Here is a 19,937-nt window from a genome sequence, read left to right on the forward strand (position 1 = left end):
CTGCCTGACCGCCAGCGAAGCCATCGGCAACGGGCGCTATTTTGTTGAGAAGGCCGTTGACTACAGCAACGAACGAGAAGTCTTTGGGCGGCCTATTGGTCAGAACCAAGGAATCCAGTTTCCGATCTCGCACGGCTATGCACAGTTGGAAGCCGCTGAATTGATGGTGCGTAAGGCAGCGGCGATGTTCGATGCGAACTTGCCCTGTGGTGCGGAGGCCAACATGGCGCGCCTGCTGGCGTCCGAAGCTGCGTGGGCTTGTGGCGAAGCCTGTTTCACCACGTTCGGCGGATTTGCCTTTGCGCGCGAGTACGACATCGAACGCAAATGGCGCGAGGCCCGGTTGTCACGCACAGCGCCTATATCATCAAATTTAATTCTCAGCTATATTGGGCAGCACATTTTGGGTATGCCCAGATCGTATTGAGGGAGATTTATCATGTACGTTTCAGAACGCTTGGCAACATGGGGCGCGACTGTTTCTTCCGAACATACAGAGGCCGCGCGAACTGCTGCCAAGCACGCCATTCAAGACGTCGTTGGCTGCATGATCGCAGGTGCTGGTGATGAAGGCGCCGCAAGTGTGCGAAATGCCATCCAAGGACTTGGCGATGGCCAATCCGTCGTTGCTGGGCGTTTGGGTAAGGCAAGTTCACCCTATGCCGCACTGGCCAACGGCATGGCGGCGCACTCGCTGGATTTTGACGATACCTTCTTAGAAGCGATCACCCATGCCTCTGCTTCCTTGGTTCCCGCATTGTTTGCCTTGGGCGACGAGATCAATGCCACAGGCGATGACATTATTGATGCCTACATTGTCGGGCTTGAGATGCATGGCGCTTTGGGACGTGCCTTGAACAGATCACACTATGAACAAGGTTGGCACGCGACGGCAACGATCGGTGTGATCGGTACGGCAGGTGCTTGTGCACGACTGATGAAGCTCGATGCTGGGCGCTTTGCGCACGCGATGAACTTGGCCTTCAGTTCCGCCGGTGGCACAAAGGTGCAGTTTGGTTCCATGGCGAAACCGTTGCATGCGGGGCTTGCTGCCAAGAACGCCATTGAGGCCGCGAAGTTGGCCGAAGCCGGAGTTGAAGGGCGGGTCAATGCGTTGGAAGGCCCGATGGGAATGATGGAAATTTACGGTGGTCCGACGGCACCGGGTTGGGAGTATGGGCTCGAAACTTTAGGCGACCCGCTGGCCATCGAACGCCAAGGATTAACCGTCAAACGCTTCGCGTGCTGTGCTGCGACCCACCGTGCCATCGATTGTGTTCTTGATCTGATGGCTGAAAATAAATTTGCGGCCGACGATGTTGCATCCGTCAATGTTCAGGTGCGGCCGGGACAGGTTAAGAACCTGCGTTATTCTGCCCCAGACTCAGAATTCGAAGCGCGCTTTTCCATGCAGTATTGTGTGAGTGTGGCGCTGCAATCCGGCACCATCGGCCTTTCCGATTTCACGCCCGCGGCGGTGCAGCGTCCCGAAATTCGAGAACTCTTCGGAATGATTGACATGCAGGCCCATGATTTGGAAAAAGAATGTGATAGCGAAACCACCCATCTCCCGGCCATTGTTGATATCGTCCTTAAGGACGGACAGGCCCTGCATGCTGCCCAAGAAATTCCCAAGGGCGATGCGGCCAATCCCTTGAACGATGCCGAACGCCTCGCCAAGTTCACCGATTGTTGTCAGGGGTTCTTGCCCGAAAAAGACATCGCCGCCTTGCAAACCGTTATCGACACCTTGGAGAAACTGGACAGCATCCGCGACTGCACCCGACATCTTCGTTTCGAGGCGGGGGCCGACCGGGGCGAACGCTTCGAACGCCGAGCTTAGAATATTAGAAATGTAATTCGGCGGTTAGGTGATCCGTTGGCGGACGGTGGCTGAAATAAACTCACTGATGATTACCACGCCAAAAACAGAAATCAGCATGACCGCGACTTCCTGCCAGTTGAACAGGTTGATTGATGAATAAAGCTCGATCCCAATCCCGCCAGCACCAACAAAACCCAACACCGTTGATTCGCGGATGTTGATATCCCAGCGATAGATCGTCGTGCCAAAGATGATCGGCAGAACCTGGGGCAGGACACCGATTAGGAGAACGTGCAGACGCGACGCCCCTGTGGCTTCGATGGCCTCGACAGCACCATGATCAATTTCCTCAATGGCCTCGGCGATCAGTTTTCCCATAAAGCCGATGGAGCGAAATGTTATCGCCCAAATTCCTGCTACCGGACCAGGTCCGAAAACCGCGACAAAGATCAGCGCCCAGACAATGGTATTGATGGATCGCGAGGCGACCAGAATAAAGCGCCCGATAAACCAGGTGGTTGCGTTGTATGTCGTATTTCGGGCGGCCAAGAACGCAATTGGTATGGAAATAACAAATGTGACGATTGTGCCCAAGGTGGCAATGTGGATGGTTTCGATCAGCGGGGCGAGAACGTCGCCAAAATGCCCCCAGGCAGGCGGATACATGCGGGTTAATAAGTCTGCTGCCTGAACGTGGGCGTCGGCAAAGTATTCCCACGGAATATCCAGGTGCCGTATTGACCAAATCGCTACAAAGATGATGCCGACGTACCATGCGTAACGAATGAGTGATTGACGAGGTGAAAACTTGCGCCAGACCTCCGGGTATTTGGCAGCGTGCTCAGCCGGGCTCATCGAAGCTTTCCCCGGACCCAGTTGGAGAAAATTTCACCGATAAAAACCAAAGCAATGATCGTCAATAGAATGGCCAGAGAAAAATCATAATCATAGCGTTTGAAGGTGGCACTGAGGGTCATGCCAATGCCGCCGGCACCAACAATGCCGACAACAGTTGAATGTCGGATGTTTGCATCTAATCTGTATATACAGACGCCCAGGTATCGCGGCAGAATTTGCGGCACGATGGCGTAGATCAATAATTTCGGGAAATCGGCCCCGTTGGCGCGAATGGCTTCGACCTGACCCGGATTCATATTTTCGATATCTTCGGCAATCATCTTCGAAATGAAACTGACGGAGGCGACAATCAATGTCAGCACACCCGCCAAGGGACCAAAGCCAAATATCTTCACAAAAAAGATTGCGATGATGACTTCGTGGAAAGTTCGTGTCAGAACGATAATGCTTCGGGCCGCCAGATAGACCGGACGCGGTGCCAGATTGGAAGCCCCACAAAGTCCCAACGGGATGGCCAGAATCATGCCAACGAAACTCGCGGTAAAGGCCATCTCCAGGCTTTCGACGACGCCCTTAACCAGTAGTTCCCAGCGACCGAAATCTGGCGGGAACATGCGGGCGATCATATTACCTGCGCGGGGGATGCCTTGTGCAATTCGGTCCCAATTGACGTCGAACGAGCCAATCGACCACACCAGATAGAGACAACCAATTACAAGCGTCGCCTGACGCATCCATTCGTTAGGGAACAGGGTCGGCGGTTTCCAGGTGGTCGGGTGGCTCATTCTTCCGCCTCGTCACCATTGTCTTCGACATCCTGGATCGTCGTGCTCCAGTCCTCTTCGCCGTAAATCTCGGTCAACACATCGTGGCTGAGTTCACCGGGGCTTCCATCGAAGACGAGATTGCCATCCCTGAGACCAATAATTCGGTCAGCGGTATTTTGCGCCAAGGCCACGTCGTGGATGTTGACCAGCGCTGGTGTGCCCCGTTCGTGGGCCAGTTCACAAATCAGTCGCATGATCTGGCGCGAGGTTTTGGGGTCAAGGCTGGCGGTCGGTTCATCAACCAGCAGAAGGTCGGGTTGCTGCATCAAAGCGCGGGCGATGCCGACCCGTTGGCGCTGGCCCCCAGACAAGGCATCTGCCCGGGTATCTTGACGGCCCTCAAGACCGACCCGATCCAACAATTCGAATGCCGCCTGTATATCTGCCGGGGGATACTTCCGAGTATAAGCGCGCCAGAAACTGACATAGCCCAAGCGGCCTGATAGCACGTTCTCCATAACCGTCAGGCGCTCAACTAAATTGTATTCTTGAAAGATCATACCCATGCGACGGCGGGCCTTGCGCAAATTGCTGCGGCTCAGGGTGGTGATTTCTGTTCCGTCAAGGTTGATCGTGCCCGTGGTCGGCTCGATTAGGCGGTTGATGCAGCGGATGAGCGTGCTTTTTCCGGCACCGGACGAGCCGATCACAGCGACAACCTGTGGCTCTGTGACGCTTAAAGAGACGCCGTGCAGTGCCTTAAAGCCATTCGGATATTGTTTAACAAGATCAGTAATTTCTAGCATTGGGCCCCAGGCGACATTAAATTAAGACGAGTTTAAATAAAATTCTCAAAAAACATCCGCCGCCACCCGGAGGTGGCGGCGGTGGTTATGTCCGTCTTGCGGCTATTTTTTCTTCTTCTTTTTCTTCTTCTTTTTGACTTTTAAGCCCGACAAAGAATCCTGGGTGTATTTTGTCCCGTTGGTTTCTTGAATGGTCCGAATGTCCGTCCAATGATCTTTGAACGTGATCGGAATAAAGCGGTCGGACTTTTTGCCAAACTCTTTATGCAAGGCCGTGCCTTTCCAATCGAACGACAGGAACGCATAAGTGATGAGCTGCTTTAGATCCGGATGCAGGTTGTAGACGACACCATAAGACGTCGTCGGGAACAATTTTGACTGCCAAATAACCCGCAGGTCTTTCTTATTGACCACGCCCTTGTCGTGCATGCGGTCGAGGACACTGGATGCCACAGGTGCTGCATCATAATCTTTATTAGCAACCCCCATGATCGAGTTATCGTGTTTGCCGGAATAGCTCACCTTGTAATCTTTATCCGGCGTCACACCCATTGATTTAAACAGGGCGCGAGGCGCTTGGTTGCCGGAGTTGGACGACGGCGTTACGTGAGCGATCTTACGCCCTTTTAGGTCCGTCATCTTTTTAATGTTGGAGCTCTTGTGGGTGATCAGCTGAAGGCGATAGCCAAACCGACCGTCGTTTTTACCCATGATGGCAACCGGCACGTATCCCGCCAAGTTGACACCGAATACCGTTGGACCCGTCGAAATCCCTGCGACATGCAAACGGCCAGAGCGCATGGCTTCGACTTGGGCGGCGTAGGAATCTGCACCATACCATTTAACTTTTTTGCCGGTGACTTTCGACATGTAATCCATGAATTCGACAAACACGTTTTCATAAACAGACGGGTCTTCAACCGGCGTGTAGGAAAAGACCAAGGTGCTGGGATTGAGCCACTTTGAAGAATCCATCGGTGTATCGGCGACCAGGTCACCATTGTCGTCGCAAAACCGGGAATCAAGATTTCCGCGATCCTTCTTACAATCTGCAGCCGACGCGATGCCGACCGATCCTATTAACAATATCGCCGCCGCCAAACCCGTAAGAGTCGGCTTAAAGAAGCGATCCTTTGGTATTACAGATGTCATTGGTTCCTCCATGTTTTACGATTATTGTGAAGTTAGGATAACAAGGTTAGGGAGAGCACGTAACTGTTTTCTCTCTTATTAAAAATTTATGACGAATTTCGTGCCTTCAGTAGTGTGTCTGCCAGTTCACAGAAACCATCGCCGGACCGTGCGCTGGTGACATAACGAGGCGCAGCAGGCAACTGATCCTTAAAATCATTAACGTTGGCGACACCCACGGAATGAGGAAAGTAGTCGAACATGGGGCCGTCGTTCGGGCTGTCACCAACAAAGATATGGTGATCTTTCTCTAAACTCAGATCGGTCTTAAATATTTCTGAAAATAGAGTGTGGGTCATGGTCAACTTGTCATAGGCCCCGAACCATCCATTGACGTGAATGGAACTGATTTTGGCAGTGGCTCCGGCGTCGGTAAAAATTTTCACGATGCGCTCTACTTCTTCTATGGGCAGCCGCGGAACATCTTCACAGAAATCAATCGCCAGATCGGCTTCGCGGTAGAATTGATCAGAAGCAACGGCGGTACCGGGAACTTGATCCAGAATCTGATCGCGCAAGGCATCTAGCTTCTCTCGATTTTCGGCGCGTGCGGTTTCAGGCAACTGATAGCGTTTATGCATGACACGACCTTGTCGGTCATAATGAAAATAGAACGCGCCGTTTTCACCGACCACGCCGTCGACGGGCCACATGCGGGCAATATGGTCGCACCACCCTGCCGGTCGCCCGGTAATGGGAAGGACGATTAGTCCTGCTTCGTGGAGGGCTTCCATGGCGCTGTACGCATTCGCCTGCAAGCGGCCGTCGGTGGTTACGGTATCATCAATATCGCACAACACGGCCTTGATGCTTTTGCAAATTTCCACGGGCAAAGTATCAAGCGGTTTCATGCCGTCGTTCCTTGAGTCGAATTCTCAAAATGCGTTGTCATCCAAGTTTCAAGATTTTCAACCGTTTCCGGCGTGACATGCAAACCTAACTTGGTCCGCCGCCAAAGAATGTCTTCGGCGGTCCTGGCCCATTCTTCGGCACTGAGATAGCGGACCTCCGCCTCATAAAGCAGATCGCCAAGGTGGACGCCTAAGTCTTGAAGGCTGCTGGCGTTGTTGAGGATTTTGTGGATGCGGGTCCCATAAGCCCGCGCGTAACGATTTAAAAGTGCCGTTGGCATCCAGGGGTATTGGCCCAAAATTTCGTTTAGAAAGGCCTCAAAGTGATTGTTCTCAATGTCACCACCGGGAAGAGAACCCTGTTCCGTCCAGGGAGGCTGTTGTTCCGGTAGCCAGGGGCGAAGCTTCTTTAACACCTGTTCTGCAAGTTTCCGATAGGTCGTGATTTTGCCGCCAAAGACACTGAGAACAGGGACGTCATTTTCGATGTCGATATCTAGAAGATAGTCCCGGCTCAACCCGGACGCTTCGTTTTCTACTTCTCCGAAAAGGGGGCGCACACCTGAATAGGACCAGACAACGTCGGTGGTTTTTACGGGCGTTTTAAAATATCGACTTACCGCCTCACAAAGATAAGCAACTTCTTCTTCCGATGCTTGGGCCTGCATCGGGTCGCCGTCATAATCGACATCGGTTGTCCCGATAAGCGTAAAATTATTCTCATAAGGAATGGCGAAGACAATTCGATTGTCGGGGTTTTGAAAGATATAAGCGAATTCGTGGTCGAAAAGTTGGGGAACCACGATGTGGCTTCCCTTAACCCGCCGTAGACTGTGGGGGTTTTGCAACGAGAGCGGCTCGTTCAACACCTCCCCAACCCACGGGCCGGCAGCATTGATAAGAACTTTTGCTGTGACGTCGCGGTCTGCCCCATGTTTGGACGTCGCCGAAAGCGTCACCTGCCATTGGCCGTTATCGCGCTTGGCTTCTGTACACTTCGTATGGGTTAAAATCTCTGCGCCAATTTCACGCGCACTCATCGCATTAAGGATCACCAACCGAGCATCATCCACGCAACAATCGGAATAGATGAATCCCTTGTCGAATTCGGTATTTAAAGACCTCCCCGAAGGATGCTTCCTGAATGAAATGCCGTGGCTGCCCGCAAGTTTTTTGCGGCCCCCAAGATGGTCGTAAATGAACAGGCCAATGCGGATCATCCAAGCCGGGCGCTGGTTCTTGTTGTGGGCCAGTACGAAGCGCATCGGTCGAACGATGTGCGGCGCGAGATCAAGCAAGATTTCTCGTTCCCGCAAAGATTCGCGGACGAGTCTAAACTCGTAATGTTCAAGATAACGCAATCCGCCATGGATTAGTTTGGTGCTGGCGGAAGAGGTTGCACCGCCGAGGTCGCCTTGCTCACACAGCAGGACCGACAATCCGCGCCCCGCCGCGTCCCGGGCAATTCCCACTCCATTGATGCCACCACCAATGATCAGCAGGTCAACCTCATCCCGTGCAGACATACAACCGTCTCCAACGTCTTGCCTCTAGACTATGACCGTATCACCAACACAGCGACTTCAAAACACCTATGGGGGTGACGTCGTTGTCGCGACAGAGAGTGGTGGCAGCGGAAGACTCTTCTTGAAGCAAATCGCGGTGAATTCCATCGGTTACAAATAAGGAGTCAATTCCGGCACCGGCAGCACCTTTCAAGTCGGTATGAATGGAATCTCCGATGGCTAAAATTTTATGAGGCGGAAGTGGGTCCAGAAGTTCAAAGCACATCTCATACACGAGCCGATGTGGTTTGCCATGATAGATAACCTGACCCCCGATCGCTTCATAGCGCCGGGAGATTTCCCCAGCACAGAATTTTTTTTCATCGCCAACATAATAATGAATGTCCGGATTGGCGCAGATCATTGTCAGCTGTTTTCTTAGAGCCGTCTCGAGATTCTGACTTGTCTCGTCATCTGAAACACCTTCCGGAATTCCCGTGTTCAAAACGAAGTCCGAGTCTTCAACTGCCCCGACTTCGTTTAAGGATAAGCCGTCCATCAGGCATCGGCTGCGTTCGTTGCCTAAGTAAAAACAATTGGACCCGAGAGCTTTATGAATTTCATCTCTTGGTTCTTGGAGCGATTGCCAAGCGGCTTCGCCACCGGAGACCACGTGATCAACCAAGTTCCTATCGATCCCAAGTTTAAAGAGTTCTTCGGCGACGATGTCCGAACGCCGGGCCGAGTTGGTTAAAATAAAAACCCTCTTATCCCGGCTTTTTAATTCGCCGAGACACTTAAGCGCGGCCTCGAAGGGGGCTAAGCCATCATGCATGACGCCCCATGAATCGATGAGGAACGCCGCGTAATCATCAGCTACTTCTGATAGTCCGGAGAATTTAGAGAGATTACTCATTCGAAACTTTACACAAACATTGAGAATTCGCGGTTACAAAAGATGTTACAGCATGACCTGATAACTATAAAATAATCTGTTGGATTAATTTTACTCACCGTGGATGATTGTCTTATCACTCACCCGAGGATACGCGATTATGACTGACATTACCCGCACAGTTGCCGATTTCGTTGCCGATCTTGCCTACGCTGATCTGCCTGATGAAGTTATTGAACGAACCAAGTTGCTGATCTTCGATGTTACCGGTGTCATGATTAGGGCCCGCCACGATGCGGAATCAACGCCGAGCCTGATTGCTGCTGTCGAGCGGTTGGGTCTGGCTTCCGGCGATTGTTCGGTTCCAGGGGACGCGCGCGCCTACGCGCCCAGTGCAGCAGCGTTGATCAACGGAACCCTCGCCCATTCATTAGATTTTGATGACACCCATGCGGCGGGGTCTTTGCATTCTTCGGCACCGATTGTCCCAGCGGCAATGGCCGCTGCTGAAATGGTCAATGCATCGGGCAAGGATTTAATTGCGGCCTGCGTCGCGGGCTACGAAGTTCAAATTCGCCTCGCCTTGGCATTGAACCCAAAGGAACATTACGATCGGGGTTTCCACCCAACAGCTACCTGCGGCGTCTTTGGCGCGGCGGCGGCGGTGGGCAAGCTGCTGGGGCTCGATGGTGCCGGCATTGAAAGCGCCTTCGGAATTGCGCTCAGTCAGGCTGCGGGCTCGATGCAGTTTTTAGCCGATGGTGCGTGGACCAAGCGTTCCCACGTCGGACAAGCGGCCTCCAACGGATTGATCTGCGCGGTTATGGCGGCAGAAGGGTTTAAGGGCCCCAACGATGCCTTCGATGGCAATTGGGGATTCCTCACGTCTTATGCCCCCAACCCAGACGCCAGCAAAGTCACCGACCAACTTGGCCGTCATTGGGAAACATTAGGGCTGGCGGTTAAGCCTTATCCATCGTGCCGGTACAGCCACGCCGCCATGGATGGTCTGATCGCTTTAAAAGAACAACATGGCATCGACGTCGATGATGTGGAGGCTATTGAAATCGGCCTGGCTGAAACCGGCCGTAAGATTATAGGCGAACCGCTGGCAGCCAAGATCAATCCCGAAGGCGTCGTCGATGGTCAGTTCTCCATGCCGTTTTGCGCTGCTGTGGCGCTGCGTGAAGGCGGCATGGCCTGGGATGACTACGCGACGCACTTGGACGATACGACGACCCGCTCGCTGTGCCAGAAGGTGAAGACCGTTCCCGATGAACAAGCGGAAGCCGCATTCCCAAATAACATGTCCGGCACGGTTCGCATTAAGACCAAGACAGACACTTACGAAACATTTGTCGAAGTCCCCAAGGGAGAGCCAGCAAATTTCATGAGTGGCGGAGAACTCCGGGCCAAGTTCGACGGCCTGTGCGCGCCCTATTTGGGGGAGGCGCAGCGAGACACCCTGACGGACGCACTGCTGTCCCTGGAGAACGCCAACCAAGTCAGCGCTGTGTTCGCGCTGAGTCAATCTGAGAACGCCTGAGCATGGTCGCCGAAGCAAAAGAAGTTGGGCCGAACAGATACCGTGAATCCTATGGTCGGTATCTTGAGGATTTTAAGATTGGCGATGTTTATGAGCATCGTCCCGGACGTACGATTTCGGAGAGCGATAATACCCACTTCACGCTGCTAACTATGAACCAGCACCCAATTCACTTCGATGCCGAGTACGCCGCCAAGAGTGAATTTAAGAAACTCCTGGTGAATTCGTGCCTGACCCTTTCAATTGTTGCCGGTATGAGTGTTTCGGATGTGAGCCAGAAGGCGGTCGCCAATCTGGGCTGGGATAAAATCTCCATGCCCGCTCCGGTGTTTGTCGGCGATACGCTTTATGCGGAATCAGAAGTCTTGGACAAGCGCGAGTCAAAATCGCGCCCGACCCAGGGTATCGTCACCGTTAAGACGACGGGTAAGAAACAAGACGGCACCATCGTTATGACGTATGAACGAACAGTTTTGGTCCCCAAGCGCGGGCACGCCGTTGATGATAAATTGGATGTTTAGAATATGACAATGAACGAAGAAGAGGCGGTTCTTTTAGACGCCGTCGATCAATTCCTGGAACGCGATGTTCGGCCTCATGTTCGGGCACTTGAAGCCGCGGATGAATATCCAGAAGACATTGCGAATGGGCTCGCGGAGATGGGACTGTTTGGCGCGACTATTTCGACGGAGTACGGCGGTCTTGGGCTTTCCGCATCTTTGTATTCCAAGATTGTGGAACGCTCAGCGGCGGTTTGGATGTCGGTTTCCGGTATCATCAATTCCCATCTGATCATGGCGTCTGCGGTGGAGCGTTTTGGCACCGACGAGATGAAGGCCACTTACTTGCCGAAGTTTGCGTCCGGGGAACTGCGGGGCGGGATTGCGCTGACCGAACCCGGTGCGGGAACGGACCTCCAAGGCGTGCGCACCCGCGCTCAACTCGAAGGAAATCAATATGTCATTAACGGTGCCAAGATGTGGTGCACGAACGCGGTGAATGGCAACATTTTGGCGGTATTGGCCAAGACCGATGAAGCCGGGGATGGCCCGCGTTCCAAGGACATCAGCTTGTTCTTGGTTGAAAAGGAAAGAGGCTACGTTTCGCGAAAGCTAAAGAAACTTGGCTACCGCGGCATCGACACCGGCGAAGTCGAATTTGATCGCGTGCAAGTTCCGACCGCCAACTTGGTTGGGCCAGAAGAAGGCAAGGGCCTCAATCAAATCCTCGCCGGGCTTGAGCTTGGACGTATCAATGTCGCGGCACGGGGCGTTGGTTTGGCGCGGGTCTGTCTGGAAGAGTCCGTGGCCTACGCGCAAACCCGCGAAACTTTCGGCAAGCCGATCAGCGAGCACCAATCGATACAGATCAAACTCGCGGATATGGCGACGAAGGTCGAGGCGGCACGGCTGCTTACCGATCAAGCTGCCGCAGCCTATGATCGCGGCGAACGCTGCGACATGGAAGCGGGCATGGCGAAGCTGGCGGCAACGGAAGCCGCCTTGGAGAATGCAACCGAAGCCATGCGCATCCATGGTGCCTATGGCTATTCGACCGAATACAACATCGAACGCTATTATCGCGATGCGCCGCTTCTCTGCATTGGTGAGGGCACCAATGAAATTCAACGTTTGATCATTGCCAAGCAACTTGTCGCCCGCAATCCGATTTAAGGAACCTTTCCATTGACACTTCCTCTCCACGGCGTCCGGGTTTTGGCGGTTGAACAGTATGGTGCCGGTCCCTTCGGTACACAGTTCTTAGCCGACCAAGGGGCTGAGGTTATCAAGATTGAAAACCCCAACGACGGCGGCGATTTTGCGCGCGCCATTGGGCCTTATTTTTTTACACCGGAGCACTCGGAATTCTTCCATGCCTACAACCGCAATAAAAAAAGTCTGACCCTCGATCTTAAAAAGCCGGAAGGCATGGAGGTGTTCCACGATCTGGTGAAGACGGCGGATGCGGTAACGTCGAACCTACGCGGCGACGTGCCGGACAAACTCGGTTTGACCTACGAGGCCCTTGCAGGAATGAACCCGAAGATCGTGTGCGCCCACCTGTCGGCCTACGGTCGCACGGGTCCGCGCGCCGATTGGCCGGGCTTTGATTATCTGATGCAGGCCGAAGCCGGATACTTTTCGCTTACCGGAGAACCCAGCGGTCCGCCAACCCGCTTTGGTTTATCCGTCGTTGATCAAATGACCGGGTTGGGGCTCGCCTATGCAGTGCTGGCGGGGATCACGGGCGCGCGCGCAACGGGGCAGGGGCGTGATTTAGACGTCAGCCTTTTTGATATGGCGCTCTGCAATCTCTCCTATCCGGCCTTGTGGTATCTCAACGAAGGCCATGAAACAAAGCGAGAGCAACGGTCCGGCCATCCAGCACTAACACCATGTGCGCTTTACACAACATCGGACGGCTGGATCTACATCATGTGCAACAAGGAAAAATTCTGGCCGATCCTTTGTGATGTGCTCGGTCGAGATGACTGGGCAAACGATGCACGGTTTGCGAACTTCGAAGGCCGACTGGAGCATCGCGCCCTGATTCAGGACATGCTCGATGGTGAGCTTTCAAAAAAATCCACAGATGAATGGCTTGAAATTTTTGCGGGCGAAGTCCCAGCAGCGCCCATCAATGACATCCAATCAGCGCTCGAAAACCCGTTTGTGAAGGACGAAGGCCGGGTGCAGTCTTTGGAATTGGAAGGGTACGGTACCTACCAGACTCTTGATGCGCCGATCAAATGCGATGAACCAACGCCCGCCAATCCCGCCCCCAAGCTTGGTCAGAATACAGAAGAATTATTGGAAGAACTCGGTTACGATGCTGTTCGTCTCGCAGCCCTGCGCGCCGCGAAGGCCATATAGCGAAAATCAGGTGAGACTTTGAATCATAAAAAATATGTCTCGCATTTGGGCGTAAATTCTTCATTATTATGGAACATAGCTAAGAGGGCCTCGAAATGTTGAGAATTCTTACGGTGTTTTCAGCCATTGCCGCTGTATTCGTCATTTGTACCAGTCAGGGTTTCGCCGATATCGGTCAAATTAAAACTTTAAAAGGCGACGTAAAAATCGTTCGTTCGGATAAGACGCTATCTGCCAAAGCGGGTGATATCCTTGAACAGAAAGATTCATTGGTTACCGGTGCAAACAGTAGTGTTGGAATGACCTTCATCGATGGCACCCGATTTTCCGCGGGTCCCAACAGTACGTTGGAACTGAGCCGATTTAGATTCAATCCGACAACCCACGATGGCGAATTTCAAACAAGTGTTAAGCGCGGTACCCTGGCCATCATTTCAGGTCAGATTGCAAAGCGATCCTCGGAAGCTATGAAGGTGCGGACGCCAGCCTCCATCCTCGGCGTCCGCGGCACACGATTTCTCGTTAAGGTTGGTGGGGAGGAGTAGGAAATCATGAAAACACTACGTTCCGTCTTTACCGTCTTAATCCTTTTTCTCGTGGCTGCCTGTGCGGGCCCAAAGGATGTGATCGTCCTGCTGGCAGATGAAAATGGTAAGGTCGGCGAGGTGACCGTGCAAAGCACAGACGGCAGCAAGGTTGTTCTCAATAAAGCCTTGGCCTCTGCAGAAGTGGGCGCGGGCGACCTGACGAAAGGCCAAATGGTTCAAGATCGGGTCGATGTTGTTTTTAAAGATGTCCTTTCCGCCCTGCCGCAGAACCCGGTGTCTTTCATCCTTTACTTCCGCACCGGTGGGACAGTGCTAACGGAGGCTTCTAAGCCAGTCTTGAAGAAATTATTTGATGCTGTTGCCAACCGCCAAGCTGCAGAGATTCAGGTCACTGGACACACGGACCGGGTCGGCAGTGCTGGCAACAATGACAAGCTGGCGTTAAAGCGCGCACAGGCCGTGGCTCAAATGCTGATTGATCGGGGCATCAAGACCAAGCGGGTTCGGGCCGTCGGGCGCGGTGAGCGCGCGCCCCTGGTGCCGACGAAAGACGGTAAAAGAGAGCCGAAAAATAGGCGGGTCGAGGTTATTGTTCGTTAGCAAATCGATTGCGGCCGCCGCTTGGTGCAGCCATTGTTTCTCTATTTTCGCCTCAATAAGCTTGCGAAGTTGGGTGATTCATTCAACTGTAGAACCTCGCCGATTTTCGAGGCGAAATTAGTTAAGTTTCAAACTAATTTATAATTTGAAAGTTGATCATCAGATCAGTGCTCCTTTGTGATTGCACTGGACCTGCGGTCATTTGAATATTGATTTCATGAAACTACCGTCTATTTCCGTTGGCTCTTCGGTAATTGGTGAGCCCAGCACGCTTAAAGGTGTTGGCTACATGCTCGTCGCAACGTTTTTTGCGGGGTGTATGATCGTGCTGATTCGCCATATTTCCTTTGACATGCACCCGATTGAGATCGCATTTTTTCGCGCATTCTTTGGATTTGTCGTATTCCTACCGTTATTTATGCGCCAGGGATTTGCGCCACTGCGCACAAAGCGCCTGGGCTTGCATATGTTTCGCGGTGTGATGACGACGCTGACCATGATCGGAACATTTACAGCGCTGAGCCTGATACCTGCTGCCAAGGTCGTTGCCATAAAATTCTCTGGCCCTTTATTTGCGGCGTTGATCGCCATGCTTGTGATGGGGGAGGTGCTGCGGATGCGCCGGTTCGTTGCCATGCTTATTGGCTTTGCCGGCACCCTGGTAATCATGGGCACAAATTTCACCGAATTTGATTTGGGCTCGACAATGGCGCTGGCGTCATCCGTCTTCTGGGCAATGATGTTTGTCTCGGTCAAGGTCCTGTCGCGGACGGAATCCAGCGTGACCATCACGATTTACATGTCCTTGATCACGTTTCCTATTCTGGGACTCATTGCAATACCCTATTGGCAGATGCCGACCTTTGAACAGCTTGGCTTAATGTTGCTGTTGGGGGCATTGGGCAGCTTGGTCCATATTTGTGCCGCGCAGGCCTTGAAGAACGCGGATGTGTCGGTGATTTCTCCAATGGATTTCTGTAAGCTTATTTGGGTGTCCATTCTTGGGTTTCTGGCTTTCGGTGAAATTCCAACCACGGAGACCTGGATCGGCGCGATGATGATCTTTGGTTCGGTAAGCTATATCGCTTATCGGGAACGGAAGGTTAAGCCGAAAGGGGTTAAAGACGATCCAACAGCTCCAACGCGTCTAACCGAATAAAAATTATTTGTGCCGCCTCATTTCTGGCCATATCAACCAGCAAATCCCGATTGCAATTAAACCTTCGACAGTCATCACCGTGACCGCAACCGACCCGCCAAAAAAATCCGCCAGTAAGCCGACGTTTAAGACACCTAAGGGCTGCAGACCGATGCACATGGACAGCATACCCATGACTCGACCACGGACTTCTGGGCTGGGTTGGGTGAAAATTAGCGTGCTCTGACCAATGGAAAATCCTGCGTGACCGAGACCTGCGACAAATAAAAGAATAAGTGAAAGTTCGTACCAAGATGACCAGGAGAAAAACAAAAGCAGCACCAGGAAACCCACCGAGCCAAACAGGAATACCTGGGTAAAACGCTGGGTTCTGACCAAGGCTATGAGGAAGCATCCAACGAGGCTGCCGGCCCCTTCGGAGGCTGCGAGAAGGCCAATAAGGAAGGGCGTTAGATGTAACTCTGCCTTGCCGATGACAGGGATCATGGAACTGAAGGGAAGTGCCAATAGGTTGATCACAACGGTAATAGCCAACAGCGCCATGATCACCCGATTGGTTCGAATGTAGCTCACCCCTTCGGCGATTTGGGCGAAGAAACTCTGTTGGGTCGGCTCGCTTTTCTCTGGCGCGTAGGGCAGTCCACTCAGCGATATCATGGCCAAGATATGGAGCCCGACACCTAGAAAAAATGCGCCCTCAAGGCCGATGGTTTCAAGCAGCACGCCGCCCAGTATTGGCCCCAGCATCTTGGTGACGCTGTTGGTTGTGCCATCAAGCGCCATGCCAGCACCCACCCGGTCATGTCCACAAACTTCGCCCATGATGTTACGGCGGATGGGGTAATCCATGGCCGCGAGAATGCCATTTAGAAATCCACCTAACGCAAGATGCCAAAGCTCGGCCTTGCCCGTAATCAACAAAATTCCCAGGGTGGCAGAAACGACAGTTACCAGAGCCAACCCATAAAGCATGACGTGCTTCTTATTCACGCGTTCAGCCCACGCACCAATCGCCGCGCCAAACAAAATCATCGGCATCAAGCGACAGAATAAAACCAGCGCAACCAGCAGCGGAGAGGATGTTTTTTCGAAGACATAAATTCCGACCGCCAACATCTCCAACCACCGCATGGTGTTAACAAACGTACCCGTCAGCCAAGTGCGGAAATAGGGACCTTCGCGCAGCAGCTGAAACGGACCTGGTGTGAGGGGCGTTTCGATAGACATGGGGAAAATCTAATGGGAAACAGAACGGAACACAAAAGCCGTTTGCATCTTCAAGCTCTTGCCGACTAACATTCTGGGCGACTAAATAGGGGAGAGGGCTTTGGAGTTCGATTACGTCATCGTCGGCGCGGGGTCGGCAGGCTGTGCCGTCGCCGCACGGTTGTCCGAAGACCCCAGTGTGTCTGTTCTGCTGATTGAGGCTGGCAAGCGTGACACCAATCCTTGGATTCATATTCCTGTCGGCTATTACAAAAACATTGGTAATCCGAAGTTTGATTGGTGCTTTAACGCGGAACCGGACCCAGGCCTGGGCGGACGGTCGATAAAATTTCCACGCGGCAAAGTCTTGGGCGGCAGCAGCTCTATCAACGGGCTTTTATACGTGCGAGGGCAGGCGGAGGATTTTAATACCTGGCGACAATTGGGCAACGAAGGCTGGAGCTACGACGACGTGCTGCCTTATTTCATGCGGGCAGAGGATCAGGAAAACGGTGATAGTGAATTCCACGGCAAGGGCGGGCCGTTAGGGGTGTCGAACGTTCGGATGAACCGCCCGATCTGCGATGCGTTCATTGAAGCCTGTATTCAAGCGGGCATTCCAGAAAACAATGATTTCAATGGCGAAACCCAGGAAGGCGTCGGGTACTACCAATTTACGACAAAGAATGGACAACGGTGCTCAGCAGCAAAGGCCTATCTAAAGCCCGCCCGGAACCGCCAGAACTTGACCGTAGAAACAAACATTCTGGTCACGCGTGTGGTTTTGAAAGACGGTCGCGCGGTTGGGGTCGAAGGATTGCGCGAAGGGGCGACCCTCACATTTTCCGCCAAGCGCGAGGTGATTATGTCAGCAGGCGCGATAGGCTCGCCGCATATCCTGCAACTCTCCGGTATTGGCAACGGGGACTGGTTGAAGGATGTGGGAATTGATGTGGTTCATGAACTACCGGGGATGGGTGGCAATCTGCAAGACCACATGCAGGCGAAAAATATTTATAAGACCAACGTCACGACCTTGAATGATGAGGTCCGGAACCCGCTCCGGAAATTGAAAATGGGCTGGGATTATTTAACCACCCGGACTGGCCCTATGACCATGGCGGCATCCATCGTCGGCTTCTTTGCGCGCTCCCTCCCGGAACTTGACCGGCCTGATATTCAGCTGAACATGCAGCCGTTGTCTGCCGATACGCCGGGGGATGGCCTGCATGATTTTTCCGCCTTTACCGGCACAACCCGCCAGCTTCGACCCCACAGCCGGGGCGAAATTCGACTGAAGTCAAAAGACCCGAACGACTACCCCGCCATCCACATGAACTACCTGGACTCTCAGTTTGATCAACAGGTTATCGTCAACGCCCTTAAGCTAACCCGAGAGGTGATCAAGCAGCCCGCGCTGAAACCTTATGTCGTTGATGAATGGAAGCCCGGATACGACGTCCAAACCGACGACGAAATCCTGCAATACGCCCGAGAGACTGGCAACACGACGTATCACCCGGTGGGGACGTGCAAGATGGGAAATGATCGGTTGGCCGTGGTTGATGATCAGTTGCGGGTGCACGGGATCGAAGGCCTGCGGGTGGCAGATGCATCGATCATGCCGGTGATTACGTCGGGCAATACCAACGCGCCGTCGATCATGATCGGGGAGAAAGCGGCGGATTTAATCAGGCGACCATAGTGCCGCTGAGCGTCCTTCGAGACGCGCTCAAGGGAGCGCTCCTCAGGATGAGGTTTTTAAGAAAAGTATACTAAAACAAACAATAACCCTCATCCTGAGGAGCCGCAAAGCGGCGTCTCGAAGGGTGCTGAGTTAAGCGCTACTTCTTCGGCTTCTTCCGCTTCAAAGGACTGCACCCACCCTTGAAAGACTTTCCACCCTTGGGACCTTCCTTGGCAAATTTTGGCTTATGCGGTTTTTTTCCTTTGGTTTTTTTCGCAGGCTTGTCCCAGGATTTTTCTGTGGTTTTTTCTGTGGATTTTTCTGTCTGTTCTGGTTTCTTTGATCTTTTTGCGAAGCGGTGGCCGGGCTTGGCTGAGCCCTCGGTTCCAGTCTCAGGCTTTGACTCAGATCGAGGATAGCCTTTCTTCTTCGCTTTAAACGGCCGCTTCTTGGCGTAAGACCTTTCGCCAGTCTCTCGCTTCTCCTGAGCAGGTGGGCCATCAACCGCGTCAACGGTGACCGTCTTTTCGACTTTGCGGCTGGGGCCGATGGCGGCGAGGAATTGCTCTACACAGTCAGGGGCGAGTTCCACAAAGGTTTCGGTCTGTTGAATCTTGATCGCGCCGATATCGCGCTTGGTGATGTGGCCGGCGCGGCACAGCATCGGCAAAAGCCATCGGGGTTCCGCATTGTGCCTACGGCCGACCGTCAGCCGGAACCACTTGCCGCCTTCGAAATCGTTGCGGCTTTTTTTCTCCCGCTCCGGCGGTGCATCGAGCAATTCCTCGGGTGCGGGTTGATTATTATGATGCAGGCGAACGAGGGCGGTCGCGACTTGTTCGGCGCTGTAGCGGAACAGAAGTTCCTTCACGAAGCTTTCTTCGTTGTCATTCATGGCCTCGCTGAGGGCTGGATCATTCAGGAAACGTTCGCGGTCGCGCTGGGTGATTTCTTCGACCGACGGGGGCTTGGCCCAGGTGGCTTCAACGTTGGCTTGCTTTAATAATCTTTCCGTCCCCTTGCGTCGGTTGTGCGGCACGATCAGGGCGCAGACACCTTTGCGGCCTGCGCGGCCCGTGCGACCGCTTCGGTGCAACAAGGTCTCAGCAGTCTTTGGGATGTCCGCGTGGATGACCAATTCAAGGTTCGGCAAATCAATACCGCGCGCCGCAACGTCAGTTGCAATACAGACCTTGGCGCGACCATCGCGCATGGATTGCAGGGCATGGGTGCGTTCGTTCTGGCTTAGTTCCCCCGAAAGCGCCACCACTGGAAATCCCCGGTTGTTAAAGCGCGCGGTCATGTGGTTGACGGTCGCGCGGGTGGCGCAGAACACCAGCGCGTTCTTCGGATCGAAATAGCGCAGCACGTTGATGATCGCGTTTTCCCGGTCGTTTGGGGCGACCGGCAGGGCGCGGTATTCGATGTCGACGTGTTGTTTCTGTTCTTCCGTGGTCGAAATGCGCGTTGCGTCCCGCTGGTAGCGCTTGGCAAGGGTCGCGATCGAGCGCGGCACGGTGGCGGAAAACATCAAGGTGCGGCGGTCGCTGGGTGTGGTATCGAGCATATATTCCAGATCTTCGCGAAAGCCCAAGTCGAGCATTTCGTCGGCTTCGTCCA

19 protein-coding genes are annotated in these 19,937 nt (G+C 53.3%); 10 read left to right on the plus strand and 9 right to left on the minus strand.

Annotation, left to right across the window (positions count from 1 at the left end):
• Both HOM51_19455 and HOM51_19460 read left to right on the plus strand, forming a co-directional pair.
• Positions 1-427, plus strand: a 427-nt coding sequence (locus tag HOM51_19455) for an acyl-CoA/acyl-ACP dehydrogenase (GenBank protein ID MBT5036694.1), incomplete at its 5' end; no start/stop codon positions are given.
• A gap of 12 nt (positions 428-439) precedes the next feature.
• Entirely contained in the window at positions 440-1,843 is a 1,404-nt protein-coding gene (locus tag HOM51_19460) for an MmgE/PrpD family protein (GenBank protein ID MBT5036695.1), read from the plus strand.
• A 24-nt stretch (positions 1,844-1,867) separates the two neighbouring features.
• On the opposite strand, the gene phnE (HOM51_19465) is transcribed toward HOM51_19460, so the two are convergent.
• From phnE (HOM51_19465) to HOM51_19495, 7 genes are all read right to left on the minus strand, one after another.
• On the minus strand, positions 1,868-2,680 hold the full coding sequence (gene phnE, locus HOM51_19465) for a phosphonate ABC transporter, permease protein PhnE (GenBank protein ID MBT5036696.1): 813 nt from the start codon (positions 2,678-2,680) through the stop codon (positions 1,868-1,870).
• Positions 2,677-3,468: a phosphonate ABC transporter, permease protein PhnE gene (phnE, locus tag HOM51_19470; GenBank protein ID MBT5036697.1), complete on the minus strand. Its 792-nt coding sequence runs from the start codon at positions 3,466-3,468 to the stop codon at positions 2,677-2,679. Before phnE (HOM51_19470) ends, phnE (HOM51_19465) begins: the two co-directional genes overlap by 4 nt.
• Positions 3,465-4,256 carry a phosphonate ABC transporter ATP-binding protein gene (gene phnC, locus HOM51_19475; protein ID MBT5036698.1) on the minus strand — a complete coding sequence of 264 codons (792 nt, stop codon included), beginning with the start codon at positions 4,254-4,256 and terminating at the stop codon, positions 3,465-3,467. The genes phnE (HOM51_19470) and phnC overlap by 4 nt, the downstream gene beginning before the upstream one ends.
• 102 nt (positions 4,257-4,358) lie before the next feature.
• On the minus strand, positions 4,359-5,408 hold the full coding sequence (gene phnD / locus HOM51_19480) for a phosphate/phosphite/phosphonate ABC transporter substrate-binding protein (GenBank protein ID MBT5036699.1): 1,050 nt from the start codon (positions 5,406-5,408) through the stop codon (positions 4,359-4,361).
• Positions 5,409-5,494: 86 nt separating this feature from the next.
• Positions 5,495-6,298, minus strand: coding sequence for an HAD-IIB family hydrolase (locus tag HOM51_19485; GenBank protein ID MBT5036700.1), 804 nt, complete (start codon positions 6,296-6,298; stop codon positions 5,495-5,497).
• Positions 6,295-7,824 carry a glycerol-3-phosphate dehydrogenase gene (glpD, locus tag HOM51_19490; protein MBT5036701.1) on the minus strand — a complete coding sequence of 510 codons (1,530 nt, stop codon included), beginning with the start codon at positions 7,822-7,824 and terminating at the stop codon, positions 6,295-6,297. The genes HOM51_19485 and glpD overlap by 4 nt, the downstream gene beginning before the upstream one ends.
• Before the next feature lie 40 nt (positions 7,825-7,864).
• Complete coding sequence (locus tag HOM51_19495) at positions 7,865-8,719, minus strand: TIGR01459 family HAD-type hydrolase (protein MBT5036702.1); 855 nt, start codon at positions 8,717-8,719, stop codon at positions 7,865-7,867.
• Between the two features lie 139 nt (positions 8,720-8,858).
• Here HOM51_19495 and HOM51_19500 point away from each other — a divergent pair, with 139 nt between their 5' ends.
• The 7 genes from HOM51_19500 to HOM51_19530 all read left to right on the plus strand — a co-directional run bounded on the left by HOM51_19500 (position 8,859) and on the right by HOM51_19530 (position 15,424).
• Positions 8,859-10,244 (plus strand): MmgE/PrpD family protein, encoded by a 1,386-nt coding sequence (locus HOM51_19500; protein MBT5036703.1) that lies wholly within the window; start codon positions 8,859-8,861, stop codon positions 10,242-10,244.
• A 2-nt stretch (positions 10,245-10,246) separates the two neighbouring features.
• The gene (locus HOM51_19505; protein MBT5036704.1) at positions 10,247-10,765 is read left to right on the plus strand and encodes a MaoC family dehydratase; all 519 of its coding nucleotides are present in this window, start codon (positions 10,247-10,249) and stop codon (positions 10,763-10,765) included.
• Positions 10,766-10,768: 3 nt separating this feature from the next.
• Positions 10,769-11,917 carry an acyl-CoA dehydrogenase gene (locus HOM51_19510; GenBank protein ID MBT5036705.1) on the plus strand — a complete coding sequence of 383 codons (1,149 nt, stop codon included), beginning with the start codon at positions 10,769-10,771 and terminating at the stop codon, positions 11,915-11,917.
• Positions 11,918-11,929: 12 nt separating this feature from the next.
• Positions 11,930-13,117 carry a CoA transferase gene (locus HOM51_19515; GenBank protein MBT5036706.1) on the plus strand — a complete coding sequence of 396 codons (1,188 nt, stop codon included), beginning with the start codon at positions 11,930-11,932 and terminating at the stop codon, positions 13,115-13,117.
• A gap of 95 nt (positions 13,118-13,212) precedes the next feature.
• Positions 13,213-13,662: a hypothetical protein gene (locus HOM51_19520; protein ID MBT5036707.1), complete on the plus strand. Its 450-nt coding sequence runs from the start codon at positions 13,213-13,215 to the stop codon at positions 13,660-13,662.
• 6 nt (positions 13,663-13,668) lie between these two features.
• On the plus strand, positions 13,669-14,265 hold the full coding sequence (locus HOM51_19525) for an OmpA family protein (GenBank protein ID MBT5036708.1): 597 nt from the start codon (positions 13,669-13,671) through the stop codon (positions 14,263-14,265).
• A gap of 217 nt (positions 14,266-14,482) precedes the next feature.
• Positions 14,483-15,424, plus strand: coding sequence for a DMT family transporter (locus tag HOM51_19530; GenBank protein ID MBT5036709.1), 942 nt, complete (start codon positions 14,483-14,485; stop codon positions 15,422-15,424).
• Positions 15,425-15,427: 3 nt separating this feature from the next.
• Here HOM51_19530 and HOM51_19535 read toward each other — a convergent pair whose 3' ends face one another.
• Complete coding sequence (locus HOM51_19535; GenBank protein MBT5036710.1) at positions 15,428-16,651, minus strand: MFS transporter; 1,224 nt, start codon at positions 16,649-16,651, stop codon at positions 15,428-15,430.
• Positions 16,652-16,751: 100 nt separating this feature from the next.
• Here HOM51_19535 and HOM51_19540 point away from each other — a divergent pair, with 100 nt between their 5' ends.
• Positions 16,752-18,335, plus strand: a complete 1,584-nt coding sequence (locus tag HOM51_19540; protein ID MBT5036711.1) for a choline dehydrogenase — start codon at positions 16,752-16,754, stop codon at positions 18,333-18,335.
• 139 nt (positions 18,336-18,474) lie between these two features.
• Here the strand turns inward: HOM51_19540 and HOM51_19545 are convergent.
• Positions 18,475-19,937 (minus strand): DEAD/DEAH box helicase (locus tag HOM51_19545; protein MBT5036712.1); only part of this gene is annotated, 1,463 nt, incomplete at its 5' end.

The organism is Rhodospirillaceae bacterium (assembly GCA_018660465.1).
Taxonomy (GTDB): domain Bacteria; phylum Pseudomonadota; class Alphaproteobacteria; order Rhodospirillales; family JABJKH01; genus JABJKH01.